At 63.8% G+C, this 24,936-nt stretch carries 28 protein-coding genes; 16 read left to right on the forward strand and 12 right to left on the reverse strand.

What is annotated here, in order from left to right; all coding sequences use genetic code 11:
• The first annotated feature begins 149 nt into the window (after positions 1-149).
• The 3 genes from EN807_RS11400 to EN807_RS11410 all read left to right on the forward strand — a co-directional run bounded on the left by EN807_RS11400 (position 150) and on the right by EN807_RS11410 (position 2,618).
• A complete protein-coding gene (locus EN807_RS11400; protein ID WP_135934988.1) occupies positions 150-1,043 on the forward strand; it encodes an EAL domain-containing protein in 894 nt (297 codons plus the stop codon).
• Positions 1,040-1,894, forward strand: coding sequence for an EAL domain-containing protein (locus EN807_RS11405; protein ID WP_135934989.1), 855 nt, complete (start codon positions 1,040-1,042; stop codon positions 1,892-1,894). The genes EN807_RS11400 and EN807_RS11405 overlap by 4 nt, the downstream gene beginning before the upstream one ends.
• A 112-nt stretch (positions 1,895-2,006) precedes the next feature.
• Positions 2,007-2,618 carry a glutathione S-transferase family protein gene (locus tag EN807_RS11410; RefSeq protein WP_127318709.1) on the forward strand — a complete coding sequence of 204 codons (612 nt, stop codon included), beginning with the start codon at positions 2,007-2,009 and terminating at the stop codon, positions 2,616-2,618.
• Positions 2,619-2,921: 303 nt separating this feature from the next.
• On the opposite strand, the gene EN807_RS11415 is transcribed toward EN807_RS11410, so the two are convergent.
• On the reverse strand, positions 2,922-3,134 hold the full coding sequence (locus tag EN807_RS11415) for a cold-shock protein (protein ID WP_023678332.1): 213 nt from the start codon (positions 3,132-3,134) through the stop codon (positions 2,922-2,924).
• Positions 3,135-3,467: 333 nt separating this feature from the next.
• Here EN807_RS11415 and EN807_RS11420 point away from each other — a divergent pair, with 333 nt between their 5' ends.
• Positions 3,468-3,794 carry a hypothetical protein gene (locus tag EN807_RS11420; RefSeq protein ID WP_127318711.1) on the forward strand — a complete coding sequence of 109 codons (327 nt, stop codon included), beginning with the start codon at positions 3,468-3,470 and terminating at the stop codon, positions 3,792-3,794.
• 114 nt (positions 3,795-3,908) lie between these two features.
• On the opposite strand, the gene EN807_RS11425 is transcribed toward EN807_RS11420, so the two are convergent.
• Complete coding sequence (locus EN807_RS11425) at positions 3,909-4,478, reverse strand: methylated-DNA--[protein]-cysteine S-methyltransferase (protein WP_135934990.1); 570 nt, start codon at positions 4,476-4,478, stop codon at positions 3,909-3,911.
• 181 nt (positions 4,479-4,659) lie between these two features.
• Here EN807_RS11425 and EN807_RS11430 point away from each other — a divergent pair, with 181 nt between their 5' ends.
• Together EN807_RS11430 and EN807_RS11435 are read left to right on the forward strand one after the other, a co-directional pair.
• On the forward strand, positions 4,660-5,517 hold the full coding sequence (locus EN807_RS11430; protein WP_135934991.1) for a lytic transglycosylase domain-containing protein: 858 nt from the start codon (positions 4,660-4,662) through the stop codon (positions 5,515-5,517).
• Positions 5,518-5,521: 4 nt separating this feature from the next.
• Positions 5,522-6,010 (forward strand): GNAT family N-acetyltransferase, encoded by a 489-nt coding sequence (locus EN807_RS11435; RefSeq protein WP_135934992.1) that lies wholly within the window; start codon positions 5,522-5,524, stop codon positions 6,008-6,010.
• Positions 6,011-6,278: 268 nt separating this feature from the next.
• Here the strand turns inward: EN807_RS11435 and EN807_RS11440 are convergent, their stop codons facing one another.
• Complete coding sequence (locus EN807_RS11440; RefSeq protein ID WP_135934993.1) at positions 6,279-6,620, reverse strand: hypothetical protein; 342 nt, start codon at positions 6,618-6,620, stop codon at positions 6,279-6,281.
• A 199-nt stretch (positions 6,621-6,819) separates the two neighbouring features.
• On the opposite strand from EN807_RS11440, the gene EN807_RS11445 reads away from it, so the two are divergent.
• The 3 genes from EN807_RS11445 (at position 6,820) to EN807_RS11455 (ending at position 8,989) form a co-directional block, all read left to right on the forward strand.
• Positions 6,820-7,242 carry a lysozyme inhibitor LprI family protein gene (locus EN807_RS11445; protein WP_135934994.1) on the forward strand — a complete coding sequence of 141 codons (423 nt, stop codon included), beginning with the start codon at positions 6,820-6,822 and terminating at the stop codon, positions 7,240-7,242.
• A gap of 309 nt (positions 7,243-7,551) precedes the next feature.
• Complete coding sequence (locus EN807_RS11450; protein ID WP_135934995.1) at positions 7,552-8,295, forward strand: DUF899 family protein; 744 nt, start codon at positions 7,552-7,554, stop codon at positions 8,293-8,295.
• 142 nt (positions 8,296-8,437) lie between these two features.
• Entirely contained in the window at positions 8,438-8,989 is a 552-nt protein-coding gene (locus EN807_RS11455) for a DUF4142 domain-containing protein (RefSeq protein WP_135934996.1), read from the forward strand.
• Between the two features lie 114 nt (positions 8,990-9,103).
• Here EN807_RS11455 and EN807_RS11460 read toward each other — a convergent pair whose 3' ends face one another.
• The gene (locus tag EN807_RS11460) at positions 9,104-9,424 is read right to left on the reverse strand and encodes a DUF1476 domain-containing protein (RefSeq protein ID WP_029350111.1); all 321 of its coding nucleotides are present in this window, start codon (positions 9,422-9,424) and stop codon (positions 9,104-9,106) included.
• A gap of 310 nt (positions 9,425-9,734) precedes the next feature.
• On the opposite strand from EN807_RS11460, the gene EN807_RS11465 reads away from it, so the two are divergent.
• Positions 9,735-10,124 carry a DUF6152 family protein gene (locus EN807_RS11465; protein ID WP_135934997.1) on the forward strand — a complete coding sequence of 130 codons (390 nt, stop codon included), beginning with the start codon at positions 9,735-9,737 and terminating at the stop codon, positions 10,122-10,124.
• Positions 10,125-10,589 (forward strand): DUF6644 family protein, encoded by a 465-nt coding sequence (locus tag EN807_RS11470; protein ID WP_135934998.1) that lies wholly within the window; start codon positions 10,125-10,127, stop codon positions 10,587-10,589.
• A 269-nt stretch (positions 10,590-10,858) separates the two neighbouring features.
• Here EN807_RS11470 and carB read toward each other — a convergent pair whose 3' ends face one another.
• From carB to EN807_RS11490, 4 genes are all read right to left on the reverse strand, one after another.
• Positions 10,859-14,356 (reverse strand): carbamoyl-phosphate synthase large subunit, encoded by a 3,498-nt coding sequence (gene carB / locus EN807_RS11475; RefSeq protein WP_135934999.1) that lies wholly within the window; start codon positions 14,354-14,356, stop codon positions 10,859-10,861.
• Between the two features lie 240 nt (positions 14,357-14,596).
• Positions 14,597-15,553 carry an SH3 domain-containing protein gene (locus EN807_RS11480; RefSeq protein ID WP_189522389.1) on the reverse strand — a complete coding sequence of 319 codons (957 nt, stop codon included), beginning with the start codon at positions 15,551-15,553 and terminating at the stop codon, positions 14,597-14,599.
• 244 nt (positions 15,554-15,797) lie between these two features.
• Positions 15,798-16,556 carry a metallophosphoesterase family protein gene (locus tag EN807_RS11485; RefSeq protein ID WP_135935000.1) on the reverse strand — a complete coding sequence of 253 codons (759 nt, stop codon included), beginning with the start codon at positions 16,554-16,556 and terminating at the stop codon, positions 15,798-15,800.
• Positions 16,557-16,658: 102 nt separating this feature from the next.
• Positions 16,659-17,015 carry a helix-turn-helix transcriptional regulator gene (locus EN807_RS11490; protein WP_135935001.1) on the reverse strand — a complete coding sequence of 119 codons (357 nt, stop codon included), beginning with the start codon at positions 17,013-17,015 and terminating at the stop codon, positions 16,659-16,661.
• Between the two features lie 195 nt (positions 17,016-17,210).
• Here EN807_RS11490 and EN807_RS11495 point away from each other — a divergent pair, with 195 nt between their 5' ends.
• Complete coding sequence (locus tag EN807_RS11495) at positions 17,211-18,389, forward strand: MFS transporter (protein ID WP_135935002.1); 1,179 nt, start codon at positions 17,211-17,213, stop codon at positions 18,387-18,389.
• A gap of 27 nt (positions 18,390-18,416) precedes the next feature.
• Here EN807_RS11495 and EN807_RS11500 read toward each other — a convergent pair whose 3' ends face one another.
• Entirely contained in the window at positions 18,417-18,875 is a 459-nt protein-coding gene (locus EN807_RS11500; protein ID WP_135935003.1) for a MarR family winged helix-turn-helix transcriptional regulator, read from the reverse strand.
• 217 nt (positions 18,876-19,092) lie between these two features.
• Between EN807_RS11500 and EN807_RS11505 the strand changes: the two genes are divergently transcribed.
• Positions 19,093-19,887 carry an SDR family oxidoreductase gene (locus tag EN807_RS11505; protein ID WP_135935004.1) on the forward strand — a complete coding sequence of 265 codons (795 nt, stop codon included), beginning with the start codon at positions 19,093-19,095 and terminating at the stop codon, positions 19,885-19,887.
• A 22-nt stretch (positions 19,888-19,909) separates the two neighbouring features.
• Here EN807_RS11505 and EN807_RS11510 read toward each other — a convergent pair whose 3' ends face one another.
• Positions 19,910-20,509: a LysE family translocator gene (locus EN807_RS11510; protein ID WP_135935005.1), complete on the reverse strand. Its 600-nt coding sequence runs from the start codon at positions 20,507-20,509 to the stop codon at positions 19,910-19,912.
• Positions 20,510-20,606: 97 nt separating this feature from the next.
• Here EN807_RS11510 and EN807_RS11515 point away from each other — a divergent pair, with 97 nt between their 5' ends.
• Positions 20,607-21,476 carry a LysR substrate-binding domain-containing protein gene (locus tag EN807_RS11515; protein ID WP_065009286.1) on the forward strand — a complete coding sequence of 290 codons (870 nt, stop codon included), beginning with the start codon at positions 20,607-20,609 and terminating at the stop codon, positions 21,474-21,476.
• Between the two features lie 227 nt (positions 21,477-21,703).
• On the opposite strand, the gene EN807_RS11525 is transcribed toward EN807_RS11515, so the two are convergent.
• On the reverse strand, positions 21,704-22,354 hold the full coding sequence (locus tag EN807_RS11525; RefSeq protein WP_128343495.1) for a dihydrofolate reductase family protein: 651 nt from the start codon (positions 22,352-22,354) through the stop codon (positions 21,704-21,706).
• A 150-nt stretch (positions 22,355-22,504) separates the two neighbouring features.
• A complete protein-coding gene (locus EN807_RS11530) occupies positions 22,505-23,344 on the reverse strand; it encodes an rRNA adenine N-6-methyltransferase family protein (RefSeq protein ID WP_135935006.1) in 840 nt (279 codons plus the stop codon).
• Between the two features lie 207 nt (positions 23,345-23,551).
• On the opposite strand from EN807_RS11530, the gene EN807_RS11535 reads away from it, so the two are divergent.
• Both EN807_RS11535 and EN807_RS11540 read left to right on the forward strand, forming a co-directional pair.
• A complete protein-coding gene (locus tag EN807_RS11535; protein ID WP_135935007.1) occupies positions 23,552-23,740 on the forward strand; it encodes a hypothetical protein in 189 nt (62 codons plus the stop codon).
• Between the two features lie 201 nt (positions 23,741-23,941).
• Positions 23,942-24,868, forward strand: coding sequence for a neutral zinc metallopeptidase (locus EN807_RS11540; RefSeq protein WP_135935008.1), 927 nt, complete (start codon positions 23,942-23,944; stop codon positions 24,866-24,868).
• The last annotated feature ends 68 nt before the right edge of the window (positions 24,869-24,936 follow it).

Below are 24,936 nucleotides of genomic sequence, written 5' to 3' on the forward strand. Positions count from 1 at the left end.
TCGCATCATTCCGCCAAGCGCAAGCACTGTCGGATGAGCCAGATCTCAAATCCCCGGCAAATTCGGCAACAATAAATTCACCTACAGGCGGTAAAACCTCGAGTGGCTGGATCACGACCCATTCCGCCAGTCTCGCAGAGCGAGGAACCGTGTCGCGCAGCATCGAGCATGTCCATATCGTCCGTCATGACGACGGCACCGCCAGCGGTGTCTGGGGCATCTATACGCTGCAGAGCGCTTTCCAGCCGATCTTCGCCTTCAGCAACGGCAAATTGTCCGTCACCGGATTCGAGGGGCTGATCCGGCCGTTCCGCGACGGCGAGCCGCAGTCGCCGGTGAGCTTTTTCAACACCTGTCCAACGGTCGACCGCCTGCATATCGAGGCGCTGACAAGGACGCTGCATCTTTTGAACGCCGGCGCCTGCCTGCCGCAAGAGGCATTCATTTTCATTAACTTCGACCCGTCGGTGTTCACCGATCGCAGCATCGCCGACAAGGCGCTGCGCGACATGCGGCTGGTGCTGCATGAGGCTGAGATCGATGCGAACCGGGTCGTCTGCGAGGTGACCGAGCAGAAATCGGCGTCGCAGGAAACGCTCTACAATTTCGTCGAGGCACTCAGGGCCAACGGATTTCGCATAGCGGTCGACGACTACGGCGCCGACGAGTCCGACATCAACCGCATCAAGGAGCTCAGGCCGGACATCGTCAAATTCGATGCCCACTGGATCATGCAACTGATGGAGTCCGGCGCCGGTTTCGCACTGCTCACCGCGATGGTGGCAAGTTTCGAACAGCAAGGCATCCGCACCGTGTTCGAGGGCATCGAGGAGAGCTGGCAGCTTGAACTGGCTGAGAAATCGGGAGCCTCGATGGTGCAGGGATTCGCGCTGGCGCGCCCGGAGCTTGCGCCGACCAGCTTTCACGTCTTCGGCAAGGACAGGCAGATGCCGGTGGCAGTGCCCGATGCCGACGAGGCGCCTGCGACTGTCTCGCCTTCGCCGAGGCCGAAACGGGCTTTCGGACGCAAGGTGGTGCCATGACCGGGCGGCCCGACAGGCGGCGCAATGTCGGCGAGGCAATCTTTGCCGACGAGGTCGGTATCGAATACGGCGTCTATGGCGCGTTCCGGCTGAGGAGCGCCTACCAGCCGATCTTCGCGCCGCGCGGCAGGTTTTTGAAGGCCGTCGCTGTCGAAGGCCTGATCGAGCCGCACCGCGCCGGCAGGTCGGTCGCGCCACGCGTATTTTTCGAGGGCGTACCCGTGGCGGATCGCCTGTTCGTCGAGACGATGTGCCGGGTGCTGCATCTCCGGAACTTCCGTAACATCGGCGTCGACGGGCTCGACCTATTCTTCAACTACAATCCGTTGATCAACGATGACCCCGGGCGAGCGCTGGCTGAGATCAGGCTGATGACCAGGCATCTCGCCGAGTTCGATCTGTACCCCGGCATGCTGGTCTGCGAAATCACCGAACAGGCGGCCGACGACAAGGTGCTCGTCAGCCTGGCCCGCGAGATGCGGCGTGACGGCGTCCGCATCGCCATCGACGATTTCGGGACCGGGCATTCGACGGAAGAGCGGGTTGCGCTTGTCCGGCCCGACATCGTCAAGATCGATGGCACCTGGTTCGCGGAATTCTGTCGCCATGCCGCCGCCGAACGATTTTTCCGGCCGCTGGTCTCAGCGTTGCACGACCGCGGCACCAAGGTGCTGGTCGAAGGCATCGAGCAATCCACGCATCTGCGCGTGGCACTGGACGGCGGCGTCGACCTGATGCAGGGTTTTTACCTTGCCCGGCCGGCGCTGGCCGGCACGAACTTCGACGAGGAGCCGCTGCCCATCGACAGGCTGCTTGGCAGGGACAACAACGTCGTGCCGTTGTTTGGGTGATCTATCAGCGGCGCTGATGGTTGCGCCAAAACAAATCACTGGATGAAGCCCTCGCTGCCAGGATAATTGCCGGTAAAGGCGGCTCCCGAGGGGAGCGGCGATGGGAGCAAAAATGACTACACTCTATGGAATGATCGACAGCGGCAATTGCTACAAGCCGCGGCTGTTGATGGCCAAGCTCGGCATCCCTTTCACCAATGTCGAGGTGAGCTCGCACACCGGCGACACGCGCAAGCCCGACTATGTCGCCAAGAACCCGAACGCCATGGTGCCGCTGCTCGAGCTTGACGACGGCAGGCGGCTTGCCGAATCCAACGCCATCCTGCTTTACCTCGCCGAAGGCACGCGGTTCCTGCCGGCCGACAGATACGGGCGGGCGCTGGCCTATCAGTGGCTATTCTTCGAGCAGTACAGCCACGAACCCTATATCGCGGTGCGCAAGGCGCTGCTCACCTTTCCCGAACGGGCCAAGGATGCGACGCCGGAACGGCTGGCGGTTACGCTGGAGCGCGGCAACAAGGCGCTCGGCGTAATGAACAAGCATCTGGCGGGCAGTGCGTTCTTTGCCGGTGAGGCATTCAGCGTCGCCGACATCGCGCTCTACGCCTATACGCATACGGCCGAGATGGGCGGTTTTCAGCTCGACGCCTATCCGGCGGTGGCGGCCTGGCTGAAACGAGTGGAGGCCGATCCGGGGCATGTGCCGATGGAGTGGCTGCCCTGATTTACTGGCGCACATTGCGATTTTCTGAGCAATGTTGACGATTAGCGAAAGCTTCGGCGAAGGACGCCGCATCGCCGGTTTCGCTAACCGTCGGCGTCTGAATCGAGGCAAACAAAAAGGCGGGACAAAATCCCGCCTTCCATGCTTGGTAGCCTGATCGGGAGCGTTTGGTCCGGGCCGGCAGCAATCTGCTGCTTCGGCTTGTCGGGGTTTTTCGCTCCGGTGCGCTTCTCGCGCGACCGTCAGTACATCCGTGACTTGCCGCGCGCCCCGAGCTATCGCCCGGCGCGCGCCATTCGCAAATCAGGCTGCCTTGCTCAGAGATCCAGCGGACGACTTGCCAGTGCGGCGGTCCTGCTCGATCTCGAAGTTGATCTTCTGGCCTTCGACCAGGGTCGACAGCCCAGCGCGCTCGACTGCGGAAATGTGGACGAAAACGTCCGCGCCGCCGCTGTCAGGCTGGATGAAGCCGAAACCCTTGGTGGAATTAAACCACTTGACCGTACCTGTTGCCATTTCGATAGTCCTTATACGTTTGCTTTAGCTTGACCGAACCGAAGTCCAGCCGGTTTGTATCGAGATTTTGGAGATAGACGTCAGCAAACGCGAATATCGCGAGGCCCGGATCGATCGGCCGAAATATCAATGAACCTCATATAGTCCGCTTCTTCGCAAAAAACAAGACGGCACGAAAAAAGCCGCTGATGCGACGCTGCCCAACGGCCGCCCCAATCGCGTGAAAGCCTTGCAACGTCGCGCGTTGCGGAGGGTTCGCATCGCCTATCGCGCACCTTGCGGGGAAGGATCGTGCCGCCTTCGGGCGCCCGGTCCTGTTTTTGGGAGAGGACCATGAAAACTGTTCTGCTTGCCGCCTGCCTGACGATAATGGCCGCCGAGGCGCAGGCGATCTCGCGCTATGACCCGAGCCGCATGAGCTGCGGCACGGTGCGCGCGACGATCGCGCGAGAGGGCGCCGTCATCCTGCGTTACCAGTCGACGCGCACGCCGGGGCTGCCGCTCTACGACCGCTATGTGCGGAGCCAGCGTTTCTGCAACATGGGGGAGGTCAGGGCACGGGCGTCAGTGCCGAGCGCCGATACGAACTCCTGCATCGTCTACAAATGCAAGCGGGTGGACACAGACCGGCGCTTCCGCCGGCGCATCTTTCCGGACTAGAGCGGTTCATCGTTTCACCGAAACGCCGAACCGCTCTATCTCTTTGTTTTTGCGCAATTCCGGACGGAAAACCGTTTCACACTTTTCCTGGAATTGCTCTAGCTACGTCCGGCCTCAGAATCCGAATGATACCTGCGCCGGCGGCGGCGGGCCGACACGCACGCCTTCCATCGCCAGCATCTTTTCCTTGGTGGTCGAGCCGCCCGGCGCAGAAAAACCGCCGATCTTGCCGCCGGCGGCAAGAATGCGGTGGCAAGGGATGACCAGCGGCACCGGGTTGGCGCCGAGCGCCGCACCCGTCTCACGCGCCAGCCCGGCATGGCCGGCGCGCTTGGCCAGTTCGCCATAGGTGGTGGTCTCGCCGAAGGCCAGCTTGCGCGCCGCGTCGTAGATGGCGAGGCGGAAATCGTCGACGCCAGTGAGATCGACCGGCACACTGGAGAAATCGATGTCTTCGCCGGCTGCATAGGCCTGTATCGATCCGATCAGCTCGGTAACCCATTGCGGTTGGGCGCTCGAACCGGCGCTGCCGGCATGGCGCAGCAGCCGGCGTTCCACCGCGTCGCGGTTGCGCTGGGGCAGGCAAAGCCTCGTCAGTCCGGCCTCGCTCCAGGCGATGCCCATGAAGCCGATCACGGTTTCGAAGACCGCGTGGCCGGCGGTGGTCTGAGAGGTGCTTTCCATGATGTGCTCCTTTCCGAAAGAACGGATGGGAATCCAGTACATATCGAGAACGAGATATCGGATTTTCAGGTTGCTGTTGCCACCCGAAAATCATTCGAAGTCCGCAACAGGCTGCGGATTGCCGGGGGAAAGGCGCTGGTGTAAGGACTTTCTTAACAGACGAACCGGACCCGAGCGCGGCTTGCCAGCAAAAATCATTTTTCCCGCGATCGGCGTGATGCTCGCTGCGGCCGGTCTCAGCGGCTGCAGCTCGACCTCGCAGACGAAGGCCGTGCCTTCCCTGACTGAAACCGCCGCCGCGGGCGCTGATGCCGGCTTTACGCTGGCGCTGCCCGACACGGTTTCGGTGCTGCCGGAATCGTCCGGCATCGCGCCTGTCCAGACGGTGGCGCTGGCCGTCAACCCCGCCGCGACGCCTGCCCAGCCAGCAGCCTTTGCCGGACCGACCCCGCTGGCCGCAACTGCACCTGCAGCCATGACGGTCGGTGCCGCCCCAGCCGGCGCAGCACCTGTCTATGCGACGGTCGCCATGCCGGTCAGCGGCGAGACAGGCAAGACGATGCCCGGCGTTCAACAGGCTGCCTATGTCGTGCCTGACGATCCGTCCGCCCTGCTTTCGACCAGCCCTGCCAAAGAGTATTCCGCCGGACCGCGCGGCGAGATCGAGCGGCTGATAGAGAAATATGCCGTCCTCTATGAGGTGCCGGTCGATCTGGTGCGCCGCGTCGTGAATCGTGAGAGCACCTTCAATCCCAAGGCCTACAATCGCGGCCATTGGGGGCTGATGCAGATCAAGCATGCGACGGCGCGCGACATGGGCTATGACGGGCCGGCGAGCGGGCTGTTCGACGCCGAGACCAATCTGAAATATGCGGTGAAATATCTGCGCGGCGCCTGGCTGGTGGCCGGCGGCAACGCCAAGCGCGCCGACCGGCTCTACCAGAGCGGCTATTATTACGACGCCAAGCGCAAGGGCATGCTGGAACAAACCGGCCTAGGCCGGGATCGCGCTCGGCGTCGCCTACAGCCCGATGCCTGAACACATGCCTGAGCCGCGCCCGCCGGCGCCGAACGACATAAGGCTGCGCAAGATCCTCGACGACACGCTTGCCCCGCCGCGTTGGCCGGAAGGTTTTATCATGCGCGGCTTCGAGGCCGCCGACGCGCTCGCTTTGCATGCGCTGCTGACCACCGTGTTCGATGATGGCGCCGATGGGCCGTTCGTGGAATGGTGGCCGCGCATTTCAAGCGACGCGGAATTCGACCCTGCCTTGTGTTTCCTGGTTATCGACAGCAAGGGTCGGCTGGCAGGCGCGGCACTGTGCTGGACGGGGGCGTTCGTCAAAGACCTTGCCGTCCACCCCGAGGCGCGCGGCCGAGGCATCGCCGAAGCGCTGATGTGGCACGTCTTCGCCGCCTTCCGCGCACGAGGCGCTTCGCATGTCGATCTCAAAACCAGCACGGTGGAGAACGCCGCCGCCGTCAGGCTCTACGAGCGGCTGGGAATGTTCGAAGTCGTCTGGGAAGGCTAGCCCGGCTCTGGTCGGTTCCGCCGTCACGCTGCGGAAAGTGTATTGTTGTGAAACTGCTTCACTTAGCTCGCCAACGGCAAATGCTAACACCCTGCCACGCCGTTCGGTCGGGGTAACGAGCGGAAGGTGTCGGAGGGGGCTGCACCGGCATCTGTCAGCCGCATTTCACGGCCGGTCCCGAGGTGGGTTCGGGATCCGCCTGCTCGTACGCTATCTGGCACCGCCCGCGAATCTTCCTGTTTCCAAGGCCAACCCGCTTTGTTATCGCTCAGTCGGGCGCGTTGCCGATCTTCTGCTTGAGCTCGAGCGCCCAGGAGCGGCCTTCGTCGCCGCCCCATAAAAGCCAGGCGATGTAACCGGCCGACGGGTTTTCTTCACTGCCGAAGTTGCGGCCCTTCTTGTCGGCCTCATGGCGAGCGAAATAGCTGACCATGCGCTGGATGGTAGAGGGCGAAAGCTTGTCGCGGTTCTTGAGCTCGGTCGCCCGCGCAACCGCGACCTCGGTGCCGCCGCGGCCAAATATGCCGCGCAGCCTGAGGCCCATGGCGGCATTGTCGGCGACGATCTGCGGACAGCGCAGGTCGATTTCGTCATTGTCGGCTTCGCGCATGGTTCTTCCTCGATATGGACCTATAGTCCTGAACGAAAAACGCGGTGAGATGCATCCGTTCCGCAGCGCTATTGCTTCGCAGTCGTCGGAGCCGGCCTGAAAGGAACTGTCCACCAAGGCGACAAGCTGCATCTTGCCTGTATTCGTCTCACGGTTAAGCTTTGTTACAGCGGGGGCTCTCGAAAACCGGAGAAACACGATGCGGCTTTCAAAAACCGGCCTCCCCATCTTGATCCTCGCCGTTCCGCTATTCGCCAATGCGGCGCGGGCGGCCGACGATTGCGCCAATGCGATGGATCAAACGACCATGAACGAATGCGCCGGCGAGTCGCTCGCGGAGGCCGACAAAAAGCTCAACGTCGCCTACAAACAGATCGAGGGTCGGCTGAAGGACAATGCGGCGTCAAAGAAGCTGCTGGTCGATGCGCAGCGCGCCTGGGTCGCTTTCCGCGATGCCGAGTGCAAATTTCAGGGCGGCCCGCCCGACATGGCCGGCAGCATGTATCCAATGGTCGTTGCCGGCTGCCAAGAGGCCGTCACCGATAACCGGCTGAGGGATTTCCAAGGCTATCTCAATTGCCAGGAAGGCGATGCCAACTGCCCGGTGCCGGCGGCGCAGTAACTTCGTTTGTCCCGCTATCCCATGTGAGGTCCCCCTCATCCGACCGCGGAGCCTGTCCTCGGGCTTGCCGGAGGCAAGACCCGTGGGCGGCCACCTTCTCCCCGGCGGGGAGAAGAGGTTGGCACCGGCGTTGACAGTCTCCTCTCCCTTGGGGGAGGTCAGCAGCGAAGCGGGGGCTGGGTGAGGGGACTTCTGCCGCCTGCGTGTGCAAAAATGTCGGAACCGTCCTTCGCGATGCGTCCTTGAGAGGCAAGGCGCGTTGCCGCGAACAGGCAGGCGTCGTCAAACGCACGGCTGATGGAGATGACGATGATCACCTTTCCCAACGAATCCCAGGAATACCGCGCCGCCCGCGAAACCCTTTTGCAGAAGGAGATCGAGCTGCGCCGCGCCATGGAGGATGTAGCCGTCGCCCGTCGCGCACTGCCGCCGGGCGGGCTGGTGCCTGAGGACTATGTGTTCGACGGGCTTGGCCCCGACGGCAAGCCGGCCCGGATAAAACTGTCGGAGCTGTTTTCGCCTGGCAAGGCCACACTGATCGTCTACTCGATGATGTTTCCGCGCCATCCGCAGGAGACGCGCGACGTGGCGACAAGCGGCGGCACGGCGAAGCTCGCGCGGGCCGACCAGCCATGCCCGTCCTGCACGGCGCTGCTCGATCAGTTCGACGGCGCCATTGGCCATCTGGAGGCCGCCGGCTTCAACTTCGCCGTGGTGGGCAAGACCGCGCTCGAAAACCTGATCACGCTTGGCCGCGACCGTGGCTGGACGAACATGCGGCTGCTCTCCTCGGCCGGCAACAGGTTCAAGCGCGACTACCACGCCGAGGCCGACGACGGCGCGCAGTTGCCGATGCTGTCGGTGTTCCATCGCGACGCCGATGTCATCCGCCATTTCTGGAGTTCGGAGCTTGGTTTCGCGCCCACCGAACCCGGCCAGGACCCGCGCGCCGTCGGCACCTGCGAGCCCTTGTGGAACCTGATGGATTTCACACCTGAAGGCCGGCCGGACTGGGACGAGCAGCTGCAGTATGCCGGCGCGTGCTGCCACTGACCTTGGCAGCCAAGCACATTCCGGCGTATCGGCGCCGGGCTGTGTTGGCAGAATCGCCGAAACCTCATTCCTGTCCCCTCGCGCAACTTCGCCGCTTGTGTCGCGTTGGACTCTTCGAGGATCACAAACCCGGAGATTTCCTGTGAAACCGCATCTCACGCTTGCCATGGTCGCTTTGCTTGCCGGCACGCCGGCGGCCTTCGCCCAATCCGCCACGTCGGCCGACATACCGGCTGTCGGCGAAACCAAGATCGAGACCGAGATCTTCACCAGAACCGTCCCCAGCGCCAACCGCTTCGAGATTGAAAGCAGCAAGCTGGCCGAACAAAAGAATGTCGCCGCCGATGTGAAGGATTTCGCCTCGCTGATGATTAGGGATCACACCAAGGCTGGCGAGGATTTCAAGGCAGCTCTCGAACAGAGCCAGACCACGGCCTCGGTGACAGCGAGCGGCCCGGCTTTGCTGCCGAAAGACCAGGCGATGCTCGACCAGCTCAAGGGCTTGGATGGCGATGAATTCCAGGCGAAATACATCCTCCTGCAGACCGAGGCACACAAGCAGGCGTTGGCGCTGTTTTCAACCTATGCCCAGTCGGGCGAAGATCCGGCGCTGAAGGAATTCGCCAAGAAGACGCTACCGACGCTGCGGGCGCACGAAGAGCGCCTAAAGGATCTGGTGGCCGCCCACAGCTAATGCATGTCGCTGCCCTCGGGCCTGACCCGAGGATGCGCGGCAGTTTTGGGATAACGACATGCGTAAAACGAGAGCTTAAAGCGCGTCGCGACGCGCTTAAAGCTGGCGCAGCTCTCACGTGTTCTTGATCTGCTCGACCGCGGTCACCAGCAGTTCGTCCATAACGCCGCGAATCTGAACATCCGACTGGGCGACGCCCGCCGCGTCGAAGTCGGCGCGTATTTTGCGTAACACGTCGTCGTCCCCGGCCTCTTCGAAGTCAGCGCGCACCACCTCTTTCGCATAGGCGTCGGCGTCCTCACCGGTTTTGCCGAGCTTTTCAGCCGCCCATAGGCCGAGCAGCTTGTTACGGCGCGCCATGGCCCTGAATTTCGTGTCCTCGTCCATCGCAAACTTCTTTTCGAAGCCTTCCTGACGGTCTCTCATACTGCTCATGGTGTGCCTCGTTCAGATGTGAGTCTCCGACCTTCCTCGATGGAGAAGAAGAGCGGCGGGCCGAACATGGCGCGCATAGATGTCATAAGCAAGACCGGACGGTTCCTGCCGAACGGCAATCGCTTCGGTTGGAGCTGCCCCTCACCCTTACCCTCTCTCCGTAAGCACGGGGAGAAGGTTCCGGCAGGGGGTTGAGGGGCGGCGCTGACTTCGGCATCGATCTCCGTAGCCGATGGCCTTCGCACCGATGTGATTTGACGTTGCCGCGCCGTGACCTACTCTCGAATGCGGTGGGATGAGGAGACGAGCGATGCAGTCACCTTTCAACGGGCTTCGCAGCGTCACGCTGACAGCGGCAGTGATTCTTGCCGCCGCCACCGCGGCCTATGCGCATCACGGCTGGTCGTGGACCGAAGACGGGTTTTTCGAACTCCGGGGCAAGATCACGGCCATCTATATCGGCAATCCGCACGCCACGCTGGATGTCGACGCGGAGGGAGAGACCTGGCGGGTGGAGATGGCGCCACCGTCCCGCACGATCGCCGCCGGCTTCACGGAGGAGGTCGCCAAGGTTGGCGACGAGGTGACCGCGATCGGCAACCGCTCCCTCGACGAGACCGAAAAGCGGATGAAGGCGGTCCGCGTCATCGTCAACGGCAAGAATTATGATGTCTATCCCGACCGCGTGCCGCCGGCGTGAATGGACGAGTTCCTCGCCGGCATCGAGCAACTCGCCTTCGTGCGGGCACTGAAGGCCTCCTTCGTCGCCTACCCCATAGTCAATGCGCTGCACATCATGTCGATCGGCGCGCTGCTGACCAGCGTCTGGCTCATGGATCTCCGGATCTTGGGCGCCTTCCGCTCGCTGCCGCAGGCGGCGTTTGTCGCGCTGCTGCGCCGCACGGCATTGATCGCGTTCGCCGGTGCGCTTGTCACCGGGTTGCTGCTGTTTTCGGTCAGAGCGAGCGAGTATGCGGCGAAGCCGATTTTCCTCACCAAGATGACGCTCATCCTGCTCGCCGGCATCAACTTCCTTGTCTTCTTGCGTTTGTCCCGCGTGAGAGGCGGTGAGGAGCCTGTTGGCGGGACCGTCGCCCTGGCTGTGCTCTCGCTGGTGCTGTGGACGTCGGTGCTGATGGCTGGGCGGTTTATTGGGTTTCTATAGCATCGTAGCGTGCCAATCGTCTCAGGTTTGAATTCGCATATCAGCCGGCGTTGGCGCCGCCCCTCATTGCCCTACCGGGCATTTCTCCCCGTATAGTGACGGGGAGAAAGAAGCCTGCGCCGATGATTTCGCCAATCACCGAAGTGGCAAGAAGAGCGCCGACGTTGCGGCCAGCCCCCTTCTCCCCGTCACTATGCGGGGAGAAGGTGCCGGCAGGCGGATGAGGGGCGGCGCCGTGGCGTATCATGGCGGCTTGTGGGCGTAATTTCTTAGCTAAAATACTCCTGCAGCGGCCGCACCTCCAGGCTCCCCGCCCTAAGCGCCGCAATCGCCTCCGCCACCGCAGCCGCACCCGACAGCGTCGTGTAATACGGCACCTTCTGCATCAGCGTCGCCCTGCGCAGCGACTTCGAGTCCGACACCGCCTTCTGGCCATCGGTCGTGTTGAAGACGATCTGCACTTGGCGGTTGCGGATGGCGTCCTCGATGTGGGGGCGGCCTTCCAGCACCTTGTTTATTTTCTCGGCGACGACGCCGTTTTCGGCGAGAAAGCGCTGCGTGCCTGAGGTGGCCAGCACTTTAAAACCCTGGCCGGCGAGGCGCTTGACTGCCGGCAAGATGCCTTTCTTGTCGTCGTCGCGCACCGAGACGAACAGCGTGCCCGCGCGGGGGAGATCAACACCCGCCCCGAGCTGGCTCTTGGCGAAGGCCAGCGCGAAGTCACGGTCGAGGCCCATGACCTCGCCGGTCGAGCGCATTTCCGGTCCGAGCAAGATGTCGACGCCGGGGAAACGGGCGAAGGGGAACACCGCTTCCTTGACCGCGATGTGGCCGGGATTTCTGGGGTCGGGCATGGCGCCGTAATGGGCGAAGGCGTCTTCCAGGCTCTCGCCGGCCATGATGCGGGCGGCAATTTTCGCTATAGGACGGCCGATGGTCTTTGCGACGAAGGGCACGGTGCGCGACGCCCGCGGGTTGACCTCCAGCACATAGACCGTGCCGTCCTTGATCGCATATTGCACGTTCATCAACCCGCCGACATTGAGCGCGCGGGCAAGTGCGGCCGTCTGGCGCTCCAGCTCGTCGACGAGCTCCGAGGGCAGCGAGTGCACCGGCAGCGAGCAGGCACTGTCGCCCGAATGGATGCCGGCCTCCTCGATATGTTCCAGGATGCCGGAGACGAAGGTCGACGTGCCGTCGCATAGGCAATCGACATCGACCTCGATGGCGCCCGAGAGATAGGTGTCGAACAATAGCGGGTTCTTGCCCAAGAGCGTGTTGATCTGGCCTGTCTTGTCGTTGGGGTATTTCTGCTTGATGTCCTCCGGCACCAGGCCGGGCACCGTGTCGAGCAGGTAGGTCTGCAGCATGCTTTCGTCGTGGATGATCTGCATGGCGCGGCCGCCGAGCACATAGGAAGGGCGCACCACCAGCGGGAAGCCGAGCTCGCCGGCGACGAGGCGGGCCTGCTCGACCGAATAGGCGATGCCGTTCTTTGGCTGGCTGAGGCCGAGCTTGTGCAGCAGCTTCTGGAAGCGGTCGCGGTCTTCGGCGAGATCGATCATGTCGGGCGAGGTGCCGAGGATCGGGACGCCGGCCTTCTCCAGCGAATCCGCCAGCTTCAGCGGCGTCTGACCGCCGAACTGGACGATGACGCCGACCAACTCGCCGGACGCCTGCTCGGCGCGCAGGATCTCCAGCACGTCCTCCGGCGTCAGCGGCTCGAAATAGAGCCGGTCTGACGTGTCGTAGTCGGTCGAGACGGTCTCCGGGTTGCAGTTGACCATGATCGCCTCGAAGCCGGCGTCGCGCAGCGCGAAGGCCGCATGGCAGCAGCAATAGTCGAACTCGATGCCCTGGCCGATGCGGTTGGGCCCGCCGCCAAGGATGACGACCTTCTTGCGCGACGACACCTGCGCCTCGTTGGCGAGGGCGCCGGCGAAGGGCGTCTCATAGGTGGAATACATGTAGGCAGTGGGCGAGGCGAACTCAGCGGCACAGGTGTCGATGCGCTTGTAAACTGGATGAACGTCGAGCTTTTCGCGTATCTTCTGGATCTCCTCGACGTCCTTTCTGACCAGTGACGCCAGGCGGGCGTCCGAAAAACCCATCGCCTTCAGCATGCGCAGATTGGCGGCGTCCTCGGGTATGCCGTGCTCGCGGATGCGGTCTTCCATGGCGAGGATGCTGGCGATCTGCTCGAGGAACCACGGGTCGATCTTGCACATGGCGTGCACGTCTTCGAGCGAGGTGCCCATGCGGATCGCCTGCGCCACCATGCGCAGCCGGTCGGGCGTCGGCGTGCCGAGGGCGGCGCGGATGGCGTTGCGGTCGTCGGCGTGGCTGGCCGCGCCGTGCGCGATGCCGGGGATCTCGATCTCGTCCAGACCCGTCAGGCCGGTTTCAAGCCCACGCAACGCCTTCTGCAGCGATTCCTGAAAAGTGCGGCCGATGGCCATGACCTCGCCGACCGACTTCATCGCTGTGGTCAGCACCGGCTCGGCGCCGGGGAATTTCTCGAAGGCAAAGCGCGGGATTTTGGTGACGACGTAATCGATCGACGGTTCGAACGAGGCCGGCGTCGCGCCACCGGTGATGTCGTTCTCCAGCTCGTCCAGCGTGTAGCCGACGGCGAGTTTTGCGGCGATCTTGGCGATGGGGAAGCCGGTCGCCTTGGAGGCGAGAGCGGAGGAGCGCGAGACGCGCGGGTTCATCTCGATCACCACCAGACGGCCATCGGCCGGGTTGACGGCGAACTGCACGTTGGAGCCGCCGGTCTCGACGCCGATCTCGCGCAGCACCGCGATCGAGGCGTTGCGCATCATCTGGTACTCTTTGTCGGTCAGCGTCAGGGCAGGGGCGACGGTGATCGAGTCGCCGGTGTGCACGCCCATCGGGTCGATGTTCTCGATCGAGCAGACGATGATGCAGTTGTCGGCCTTGTCGCGGACAACCTCCATCTCATACTCCTTCCAGCCGAGCACGCTTTCCTCGATCAGCACCTCGGTGGTCGGCGAGGCGTCGAGGCCGGACTGGACGATCTCGTAGAATTCGGCGCGGTTGTAGGCGATGCCGCCGCCGGTGCCGCCCATGGTGAAGGACGGGCGGATGATGGCGGGCAGGCCGACATGGTCGAGCGCCTGTGCGGCGATCGCCATGGCGTGGCTGATGTAGCGCTGCTTGCGGTCGCCCTCGCCGAGGTTCCAGCTTGTTTCCAGCGCGTCGAGCGCGGCGTCGAGGTTTTCGGGCTTCTCAGCCTTGAGTGCGGCGCGCTCGCCCTCGTGCGTCTTGCGGTCGGCGTTCTTGACGTCGGTGGCGTTGGCCAGCATCGACTTCGGCGTTTCCAGGCCGATCTTGTTCATCGCCTCGCGAAACAGCGCGCGGTCCTCGGCCTTGTCTATTGCGGTGGCGTCGGCGCCGATCATCTCGACATTGTAGCGTTCGAGCACGCCCATGCGGCGCAGCGACAGAGCGGTGTTGAGCGCGGTCTGGCCGCCCATGGTCGGCAGCAGGGCGTCCGGCCGCTCCTTGGCGATGATCTTGGCTACCACTTCGGGCGTGATCGGCTCGATATAGGTGGCGTCGGCCAGCTCCGGATCGGTCATGATGGTGGCCGGGTTGGAATTGACCAGGATGACGCGAAAGCCCTCTTCCTTGAGCGCTTTACAGGCCTGGGTGCCCGAATAATCGAACTCGCAGGCCTGACCGATGACGATGGGGCCGGCCCCGATGATCAGGATCGACTTGATGTCGGTGCGTCTTGGCATATCGAGGGTCCGTTCGGCAGGCGGCTTGCACGAAAAACCGGACGGGAAGACCCGGCCGGTTGTGCTCGCGATTCTGGTATCAGGCTAGGAGGGCCTTATAGGGAAGAGTTTTGCCTGATGTAACCCCCTAAAATGCGAGTAGGGCAGTAGGGCAGAAGGGCAGTAGGGCAGTAGGGCAGTAGGGCAGTAGGGCAGTAGGGCAGAGGTTCGAGCGCCCTTTAAACATATTGCCCTACTGCCCTACTGCCTTATTCCCCTTAGCCACTCATCCCCCAGCGCCAACTGATCCGTGATCTCGAAGCGTTCGGACACGCCGACACGGATCAGGTTCAGGCTGCCCTCGCGGGTGTAGCGGAATTCGCCTAATGCATTCGAGCCGGCGGGCCGACCGGCCTGGAAACTGATGACGCGGGTGCCGCCATCGGGCCAGGTCACGGTCACCTCGGCTTTGTCGCCCGTGTGGACAACGCCTGCCTTGCAGCTGGTCATCGGCTGGCCGACATAGCGCGCGCAAGGAATCTCGTTGCGGGCACCCAGGGCCGGCGCGGGCCTCCCCGGCGGCTGCAGCCGTGCAACGGTCTGTGCGTTGGCCGGAGGCGCTGTATTGACGGCGCGATGCCGGATGGGCTCCTCCGCTGCTGCGGGCGACTGCGTCTCGCTGGTCGAAGGATTTCCGCTGGCCGCGAGCGCCACGCGGTAAGCGTCTTCGATGGCCGCCCTGCCGATTGCGTCGGCGGCTGTCATCGTGGTTTCCGGCGCGCCCAGGCGCGCTGTCAGGTCGGGCAGCGGCTGATCTGCGGATACCAGGTTCGAGGCCTCGGCTGCAGGGGCCGTGCCTTCGCCGGTCGTTTCGGCATCCGCATCCGAAGCGGCCGCCGGATTGTCGGGGTTCAGGTAGCGCGCGGGAGCCCATCCCGTCAGTTGCGGATTGTCAATTTCTGCGACCTTGCACCAGCGGTAGCCATTGACGTCGTTGCAGCCGAGATTGTTGACGCTCGTACCGTTAGGCAGCCGAGCCTTGATCTTGCCCATCGCCGATGCCGTGGCGCGGACGTTCAGGAGATCGCCTGGAGCGAGGTCGGTCACGATGGAAACGATCGGCGCCTCCTCGGCTTTGGCCGGCAGCAGCGCCGTCAGCAGGAGAAGGGCGGCAGTGAGCGCGTACAGCGTCGTTCGGAGCGTAACTGTGCGCCTCATCATTTTGGCCGTGGGCGATAGAAGCATTCCCGGAGGTACGGCCTGGCACGGAAACGCCACCGCATTCCAGGTCGATTTTATAAACGACGACATGGCGCTATGTAAGTCGGAAAATGCGGCCCCGGCATGAACAAAGTTCAGCGTGCGGCATGAGCAAGCTCAGTCTGGAATGAACGCGTTCCGCGTTCAGCCTGGGGTATGAACTCGTACCTCGTTCAGCCTGGGGTATGAACTCGTACCTCGTTCAACCCGACATAAACCCGGTTCGCAGCGCGTGGGCCCATTCCGGCCGTCCCGCCTGTTCGGCCTGCCGCGCTGCCGCCTCATGGTCATAGTCGACGGCGATGGCCGCAAAACGGTCGGGGCGGCCCGGCTCACCCAGTTCGACAATGCCGTAGCGTGCATGCGGAGAGCCTTGCTCGGAGACATGCGCCGGTGGCGTGTCGTCGCCATAAGCGGGGCAGCCGATGCTGCCCGGATTGAAGACGACAGGGCCGTCGGGGATACGGATCAGTTCGCTGCGGTGGCTATGGCCGCACAGCACGATGCGGCAAGCGGGATCGAGCGCGGCCAGCCGTCGCTTGATGGCGGCCAACGGTGCGCGCACCAGCCGGCCGCCGGCCATCGTATCGGTCAGATATTTTTCGTCGTGGTCGGGCCGGGCATGGAAGGCAACCACTCCCGGCGCGATCTCCAGCGTGAGGGGCAAGGCCAACAGCGCCTCGCGCTGGGCTGACGTCAGCCGTTCCTGCGCATAGCGGTCGGACGGCCACATGGCTTCATCGGCGGTGTCGCGGGCGACGCGGCGGTCGTGATTGCCGCGCACCGTCGGCAGGGCGAGCGCTTCAAGCCGCGCAAAAGTCTCGCGCGGCCAGAGCGGGCCGGAGACGCAATCGCCGAGATTGACGACGAGGTCGGCGCCGCCGCGCTGCCGCAGATCGTCGAGCACGGCGTCCAGGGCGAGGACGTTGCCGTGGATATCGGCGAGGACGGCAATGCGCATGGGAAGCTCCCTTGGTTCGAAGCACGGCATAGCAGGAGGACTTCCAGGACACCAACCAATCCTGGCGAGTTGTGCTCGGTACTGGCGGGTGCCGGGAGACGGCTATGCTTGGATTTTGATCTCGTTGGCGCCTACCGCGGGCAGCGCCGTATCTTTGACGGCAGCGGCAATGACGCTGTCGAGCAGGCCCGGAAAGCGGGCATCGAGGTCGTCGCGGCGCAGCGTGATCAGCCGGCTGGTGCCGACCACCTCGGTGCGTGTGACGCCGGCCTCGCGCAATTTGGCAAGGTGATAACTGAGATTGGTTTTCGAGCAGAGGTCGAGGAACTGGCTGCAGTTCAGCGGCACGCCTTCCTTGCTGGCGAGATAGCGCACGATGGCCAGCCGGGTGGGATCGCCGAGCACGGCAAGCACGTTGGACAGGCTGATCTGGTCGGCGGTGGGATGGGGCAGGGTCATGCCCAGGAACTAAGCGCAATCAGGGCCGATTTCAACGCATCTCCTCCTTGATGGATGCACGCAGTTTCCACCTCCCGCCACCTTGTCCTGACATAGAGCTGTCAGGAGGGTTCCGCTATTCTCGGGTGGCTTCATTGACACCATGCCCCATTTTGTACAATTGTTCAATAACTTTTGAACTAAGGATTTGTTGCCATGGACAGACGCCTCATCTGGCTTGCGCTCGGATCATTCACGATCGCGACCGAAGGCTTCGTCATTTCAAGCCTGTTGCCCGACATTGCGGCCGACGCCGCCATCTCCGTTCCACTCGCCGGCACGCTGATCACCGCCTTCGCGCTCGCCTATGCGCTCGGCACGCTGATCCTGGCGACGCTCACCGGCGAATGGGACCGTCGGCGCGTCATCTTGTGGACGCTGGTGTTTTTCGTGCTGGGCAATCTGGCGGCGGCGCTGAGTTCCTCGTTCGAATTGCTGCTGATAGCGCGCATCGTCATGGCGCTGTCGTCCGGCCTGTTCGCGGCGACGGCGCAGGGGACGGCAGTGGCGCTTGTCGATGATCATCACCGCGCCCGCGCCATTGCCGTCGTCGTCGGCGGCACCACGGTGGCGGTGGCGGTCGGCGCGCCGCTCGGCGCGCTTGTCGCGACCGCCGCCGGCTGGCGCGGCACGTTCTTTGCCATCGCCGGGCTCGGCGCACTGGCCGGCGCAATCCTGTGGTACCGGCTGCCGCGGGGCATCGTCGGTACCAAGCTGCCGCTCAGGCAGCGGCTGGCAGCAACGCTTCGCCCCGGCGTGCCATCGATCCTGCTGACCACGCTGCTGGCGCTCACCGGCGCCTTCACGGTCTTTGCCTTTGTCGCGCCGCTAGCCATCGAAGGCGGGGGTTTGAGTCCGATCGCGCTGCCCGGCATGCTGCTTGCCTTCGGCGTCGGCGCCGTCATCGGCAACATTGCCGGCGGGCAGGCCGCCGACCGCTTCGGCGCGACGCGCACCGTCAGCTGGTCGCTGGCGCTGAGTGCGGTCATGCTGGTCATGCTTTCGGTCATCCCGGCATTCCTGCCGCACAGCATCGCCGGGCCGGCGCTGATGGCCATGATGGTCCCGTGGGGTATCGTCGGCTGGGCGTTCCCGCCGGCGCAGGCCAGCCGCATCATCAGGCTGGCGCCCGACGCAGCGCCCATCGTGCTGTCGCTCAACGGCTCGGCGCTCTATCTCGGCGTGGCGCTGGGCGCCGTCGTCGGCGGCACGGTGCTGCGCTATGGCGCGCCAGCCGATCTCGGCCTGGTCGCAGCAGTGTTCCCGATCCTGGGTCTTGGCGTCATGCTCGCCGGCCACCGGGCCGCCCGGGCGATTGCCATGCCGGCGGAGTAAAGTTCTGGCTACCGGCCGTCCGAGACCTCAGGGCGCAGCCGGCGGTATACCAAAATCCAGCGCGGCGATGTCATCCAGCGCCGCGCGCAGCCTTGCCGCCTGCTCCTTGCCGACTATGTCCTCGAAACGCTGCTGGGCGACGCGCCACAGCTTCATCGCTTCATCGAGCTTGATCAAGCCTTGCGGCGTCAGCCGCACGCGCTTGATGCGGCGGTCGTCCGGATCAGTGAAGGTCTCGACATAACCGTCGCGGATCAGAGGCTTCAACGTGTGGCCGAGCGCCGACAGGTCCATGACGAGGGCCGCGGCAATGTCGCCCATGGCCGGCTCGTCGCCGATATGGATTTGGTAGAGCAGGCCCTGCTGCGTGGCCTTCAGACCCGAGGGGGCCAGCACATCGTCATAGAACTGGCCGAGCTTGCGCGTTGCGCGGCGCAGCATGGCGTTGCTGCAAAGGGTCAGGCCGGGGAGGGTGGCTTTCGGCATCGTGTTTCCTTGACGGGGCGAGATGATGTCCAGCCGCCGCCCCACAAATAATCTTCGGTTCCATCATTGACAAGTTAATGGCATATGCCTACTTCGCGAATGGTGGCATATACCACTAAATGAGATCAGATGGCTTGCCGGCGAGGCGAGTGGCGATTGCCTATGCCACCGGCGCCTAGGTTGAAGCGAAGCAAATCGGTCGAGAAGGAACAGTAGAATGAGTGGACAAAGCAACAAAGGCACGGCGGTGGTCACCGGCGCTTCGTCGGGTATCGGCGCGGTTTATGCAGACCGGCTGGCGGGTCAGGCCTATGATCTGGTGCTGGTGGCGCGGCGCGCCGACCGGCTCGAGGAACTGGCGGAGAAGCTGCGCTATGCCTATAGCCGCAAGGTCAGCGTGATCAGTGCCGACCTCGCGGACGACAACGATCTGCGCCGCGTCGAGCAGGCCATATCAGCCGACGAGAGCGTCACGCTGCTGGTTAACAGCGCCGGCCTCGGTGGGGCGCAAGTGGTGGCGACAGCCGACGCTGACGTCGCCGAGCGCATGATCAAGGTCAATGTCGTGGCGCTGACACGTTTAACACGCGCCGTGCTGCCGGGCCTGATCGCGCGCAACCGCGGGGCCATCGTCAACATCGCCTCGGTGCTCGCCTTCGATACCTCCTTCGGCGGCATCTACAGCGGCACCAAGGCTTACGTCGTCAACTTCACCGAGGCCTTGCAGCGTGAAGTCGCCGGCACCGAGGTGAAGGCGCAGGTCGTGCTGCCGGGCGCTACCCGGACCGATTTCTGGGAGGTTGCCGGAAGCGATATCGATAACCTTCCGAAGGAGATCATCATGACGGCCGACGATCTGGTCGACGCCGCACTTGTTGGTCTGGCCAGGGGCGAAGCCGTCACCGCGCCGGCGCTTGCCGATGCGGCCAAGCTCGACATTTTTCTCGGCGCCCGGCAAGCCTTTTACGGCAGCCTGCACGCTGACAAACCGGCTGCGCGCTACGCGGCTTGAACCAAGGCGTGGCGGTTGGCGTCTACGCCGGCCGCCACATCGGAATGATCGAGGCGGCGAGCAGCAGGCCGAGCGCGATGTTGAGCGCGCGCCACTGCCGCTCGGTTCTGAGCAGCCGGGCAAGCAGCGTGCCCGCCATGCACCACGCCGACAGCGACAGCGCGGCTGCCAAGCCAAAGACCATGCCGAGCAAAACGGCAAGCTGCAGCGGTCCGTCGGCGAGTGCTGCAAACGACGCCGCAGCGCCCAGCCCCATGGCCCAGCCCTTGGGATTTATCCATTGCAGACCGGCGCCACCGAAAAAGCTGTTCGGCCTGGTCATGGTCATGTCCAGATTGGGTGGGCCGCTGCGGCCGATCTTGAAGGCGAGCCAGATCAGATAGAGCGATCCGGCTATCTTCATCGCCAGTTGCAAGGACGGAGCGGCCGCCAGCAGACCGGCGAGCCCGGCCGCACCGGCCGCGGCCACCGTGGCCAGGCCGGCCGCACTGCCGGCCATCAGCGGAACTGAGCGGCGAAAGCCGAACTGTGCCCCGGACGCAGTCGACAAGGTCGTGGCCATGCCGGGCGTGGAGGTCGAGACCAGCGCAAACAGGACGAGCGGAAGGATGGTCTCAAACATGCTGTTTCCTCTGTTGGGAACCAGCATGCTAAGCATGGGTATGCATCAGTAAATGCAATCTTTGCTATGCCTAACATTAGAGGATATAATGCAGCCCATGATCCGCAATCTAGACACGGCTTTGGTCCGGACTTTCGTCACCGTCGCCGACAAGGCCAGCATGACGGCGGCGGCCAACGCGCTGCATTTGACGCAAGGCGCTGTCAGCCAGCAGATCAAGCGTCTGGAGGAGGTTTTCGGCTGCAGCCTGTTCGAGCGCGACCGGCGCGGTCTGAGGCTGACCCGTTCCGGTGAGCGACTGTTCGGCAAGGGCAAGCGCCTGCTCTCCCTGAATGACGAGATATGGGCCGAGATGGCGACCAGCGCGGTCGCGGGTGAGGTGCGGCTCGGCGTGCCGTATGATCTGGTTGGCACCATGCTTGCGCCGATGCTGAAGACCTATGCCGAAACCTATCCGCAGGTTGAGATTTCGCTGGTCTGCGCCTCGTCGCCGGAACTTGCGGCGGCATTGGCGGCTGGTACGATAGACCTTGCCGTGATCGAGGAACCGGTGGGCCCGTCCGCCGGCGAATGTCTCGCCATCGACCGGCTGGTCTGGGTCGGCTCCAAAGGCGGCATCGCTCGCCACAAACGGCCTTTGCCGGTTTCGATGGTGGCCGAAACCTGCGCCTTCCGCCCGGCGGTGCTGGCGGCGCTCGGCGAGCATGGGCTGGAATGGCGGACCGTGTTCGAGAACGGCAATCTCGACGCGACGACGGCGACGGTGCGCTCGGACCTGGCCGTCACCACCTGGCTGGCCTCCACCGTGCCTGCAGACCTCGACATCCTGTCCGCCGATCCGGAGCTGCCGGCCTTGCCGAATTTCTCGATAAACCTGCATCTGCCGAAGCATGGCGTCGAGCCCGCCGCGCGGGAGTTTGCCGCGTGCATCCGCGACGGGCTGGCGCGTCGGCAACAGGCGGCGTGAGGGTATTGACTGGAAGCGTCGCGCTGCCCCTCATCTGGCTGCCGCCATCTTCTCCCCGTATAGGGACGGGAGAAGGACGCCGTCATCGATGGTTTCGCCAATCAAGGGGGTAGCTGGGAAGGGCGCCAACCGTGCGCCGAGCCCCTTCTCCCCGTCTCCATACGGGGAGAAGGTCCCGGCAGGGGGATGAGGGCAGCGCCGCCTGTCGGGGATGATCCCCAGCATGCTTACTTCCAGTTCTTACGCCGTTCGAGCTCGGCTTCGGAAGGCTGTTCCGGCACGAAAGACCCGGTCTTGATCTCGCCGGCGCGCTCATAGGTCGCCATGATGACACCGGTGCTCGACGTCTGCGAGCGGGTGAGCTTGAAGGCGGCGGGCATCGCGCCGTCGCCGAACAGCCGCTTGCCCTTGCCCAGCACCAGCGGGAAGATCAGCAGGCTGATCTCGTCGATCAGGTCGTTGGCGAGCAAGGTCTGGATCAGCTCGCTCGATCCCTGGATGAGCAGGTCCGGCCCTTCCTCCTGCTTGAGCTGGCGCAGAGCCGCCACGACGTCGCTGCCGAGCGACCGGCTGTTTTGCCACGACAGCGTGTCGGGCCTGTGCGTCGCCACATATTTGGTGACGGCGTTGAAGCTGTCAGCAATCGGACCGCTCTGATACGGCCAATGCGCGGCGAAAATGTCATAGGTCTTGCGGCCGAGAAGCAGCGCGAACGATTTCGAAAACGTCTCGCCCATGGCGGCGCCCATCACGTCATCCCAGTAGTGAACCGTCCAGCCGCCGAACTCGAAGCCGCCGACCGGGTCTTCCTCCGGTCCGCCTGGTGCTTGCATGACGCCGTCGAGGCTGACGAATGTTGCGGTGATGATCTTCCTCATTGGAACGCTCCCTTTTTCATCATCCGTGCGGTCGGGTCGGATTTCGGCCAAAGGACGGTCGAGCAGACACCGGTCCGACAGGGACCGGAAAATTTCTGGCGCGCCAGCCAGCGACGATCGGCAAGCACGGAATGCCTCGCCTCGGCGACGTCACGGCGACCGCCTGCCGCCAACGTCTTGCGACGAGAACCAGACGTCGCCGATGATGGCGGTAGCGGTGCGGTCCGGCGCCTTGCCGGCCGTCAGCCAGATCGAACGGCTTCGTGCCGCCTTGTCGCGGTCGAGGACCTTCGCCGCGGGGGCTACTGCCGAGGCGCCGGTGCAAGGGATGAACCATGACCGCATAAAGGGATCGCAAGCAAAACCCTGTTCGGTGCGGGTCACCATCACCGCGAGGCCAACGCGTTCGGCCGGACGCCACGGAAAGACCATGCGGCCGCCGGGCTTCAGTGCCTTCAGCCACTCGGCCGGCGGTGCCACGATGCCGGCATTGACATAGATGATGTCGGACGGCGGCAGGCGAGAAGTTACCGCATCGCCATGGATGACGTTGACGTTTTCATACGATTCGAGGTTGGACGCCGCGCGGCTGGCAAGGTCGGCGTCCAGTTCGAAGGCGGTGACGGCGCCAGGTGAAACCAGCCGTGCCAGCAGAGCTGTGTAATAGCCGGTTCCGGCGCCGACATGGATGACGGCCTCGGCGGGTTCCGGCGCCACCTTGCCGATCCACATGGCGTGCAGGAACGGCTCGCCATTGTTGATGCCCTTGTCGGCATCGAGCGCCACCAGCACATTCTGGTAGATGTGCACCGGATCGGCGCTCGGCGTTTCGATCGCGCCGCCATTGGCGACAACCTTCCACGGTCCCGGGCCGAGAAAAGCTTCGCGCGGCACTCCGGCGAAAACTGCTTCGAGACGCGGATCGGCGGAACCTGCTTGGGCGGCCATCAGCCGAGCATAAAAACGGCGCACATCGGCGAGATCGGTCATGGCATCAAGATAGCGCAGACTGCCGATTTGTCGCGTCAGTCCAGATCGCCTCTGGCTGACGCATCAGCGCCGAGAAGCTTGAAGCGTTTTGCAAGGCAATGATGGCGACACGCTAAGTCTGCCGCCCACCGCCTTTTCCGGAACCGCCGCGTTGCCGCTGCGTTTGAGGTCGTGCCAAGCGATTGGCGCGAGACCGAGGAGGATATCATGGGCGTTGAACAGGCACCGACAGCGAAGGGCAAGCAAGCGGCCGAGGGACTGAAGCAAGCTGCGGCGAAGGACGAACGCAAGACGGAAGCGGAAACCGGCCGCCCGCTCAAAAAGGGCGCGGCCCGCTTCGACGAGCGGTCGAAAAGCTCGGACGGCAAGAGCGCGGGTACCAAGCAGAAGATCTGAGCGTAACCGCTAAGTCCAAGACCAAAAAAGCCGTCGGCCGGGCTCTCAGCCGCGGGTGTCGTGCACCGACTGACCCCAGAGCCGGCGGCCCTTCATGCGAAAAATACTGTGACTTGGCGCAACCATTGAGATAATTGTTTGTTGGGTCGGATCGGGCCATGAGATCGGCCAAGTACCGATACGTGCATCGCGAGGAGTGCCATGCTCTGGAAGGGTCGTCGTCAAAGTGACAATGTCGAAGACCAACGCGGCCAGGGTGGCGGGTTCAACCTGCCGCGCGGTAGGCCCGGCCGGTTCCGCATCCCGGTCGGCGGCCGCTCCGGCGGCGGAATGTCGCTGTCGACCATCATCATTCTCGTGGTCCTCTATTTCGGGCTGAAGGCCTTCGGCATCGATCCGCTGCAGATCCTGGCCGGCGGCGATGGTGGCGTGGGGCCGGGCGGCGGCCAGATCACCGACAATAGCGGGGAGGGCACCGGTGCGCCGGCCTCCGACGAGATGAAGCAGTTCGTCTCAACGGTGCTGGCCGAGACCGAGGACACCTGGACCGGCATTTTCCAGGCCGAGGGCCTGACCTACGAAGACCCCAAACTGGTCCTGTTCAGCGGTCAGATCCGCTCAGCCTGCGGCTTCGCCTCTTCCGCGGCCGGCCCGTTCTACTGCCCCGGCGACCGCAAGGTCTATCTCGACACGACCTTTTTCCAGCAGCTCGACCAGCAATTCGGCGCCTCGGGCGATTTCGCCCAGGCCTATGTGATCGCGCATGAGGTCGGCCATCATGTCCAGAACATCACCGGCATCCTGCCCAAGTTCAATCAGATGCGGCAGCAAATGGGCGAGGCCGAGGCCAACCACATGTCGGTGCAGGTCGAGCTTCAGGCCGATTGCTTCGCCGGCGTCTGGGCGCATTTCACCGGGCAGAAGGGAATCCTGGAGCAGGGCGACATGGACGAGGCGCTGAACGCCGCCCAGCAGATCGGCGACGACACGATGCAGAAAAAGATGCAGGGCTATGTCGTGCCGGAAAGCTTCAACCACGGCACCTCGCAGCAGCGGCAGACCTGGCTGGCGCGCGGCTACAGGAGCGGCAAGCTGTCGGACTGCGATACGTTCAACACTCCGATCTAAGGTGTTCGAACACTCCCGCTTAAGTTGCCACGCGGCGGCAGGGCACGTCAGCTGATGTCAGGATAGGA

The sequence above is a fragment of the Mesorhizobium sp. M5C.F.Ca.ET.164.01.1.1 genome, from assembly GCF_004792125.1.
Taxonomy (GTDB): Bacteria; Pseudomonadota; Alphaproteobacteria; order Rhizobiales; family Rhizobiaceae; genus Mesorhizobium; species Mesorhizobium wenxiniae.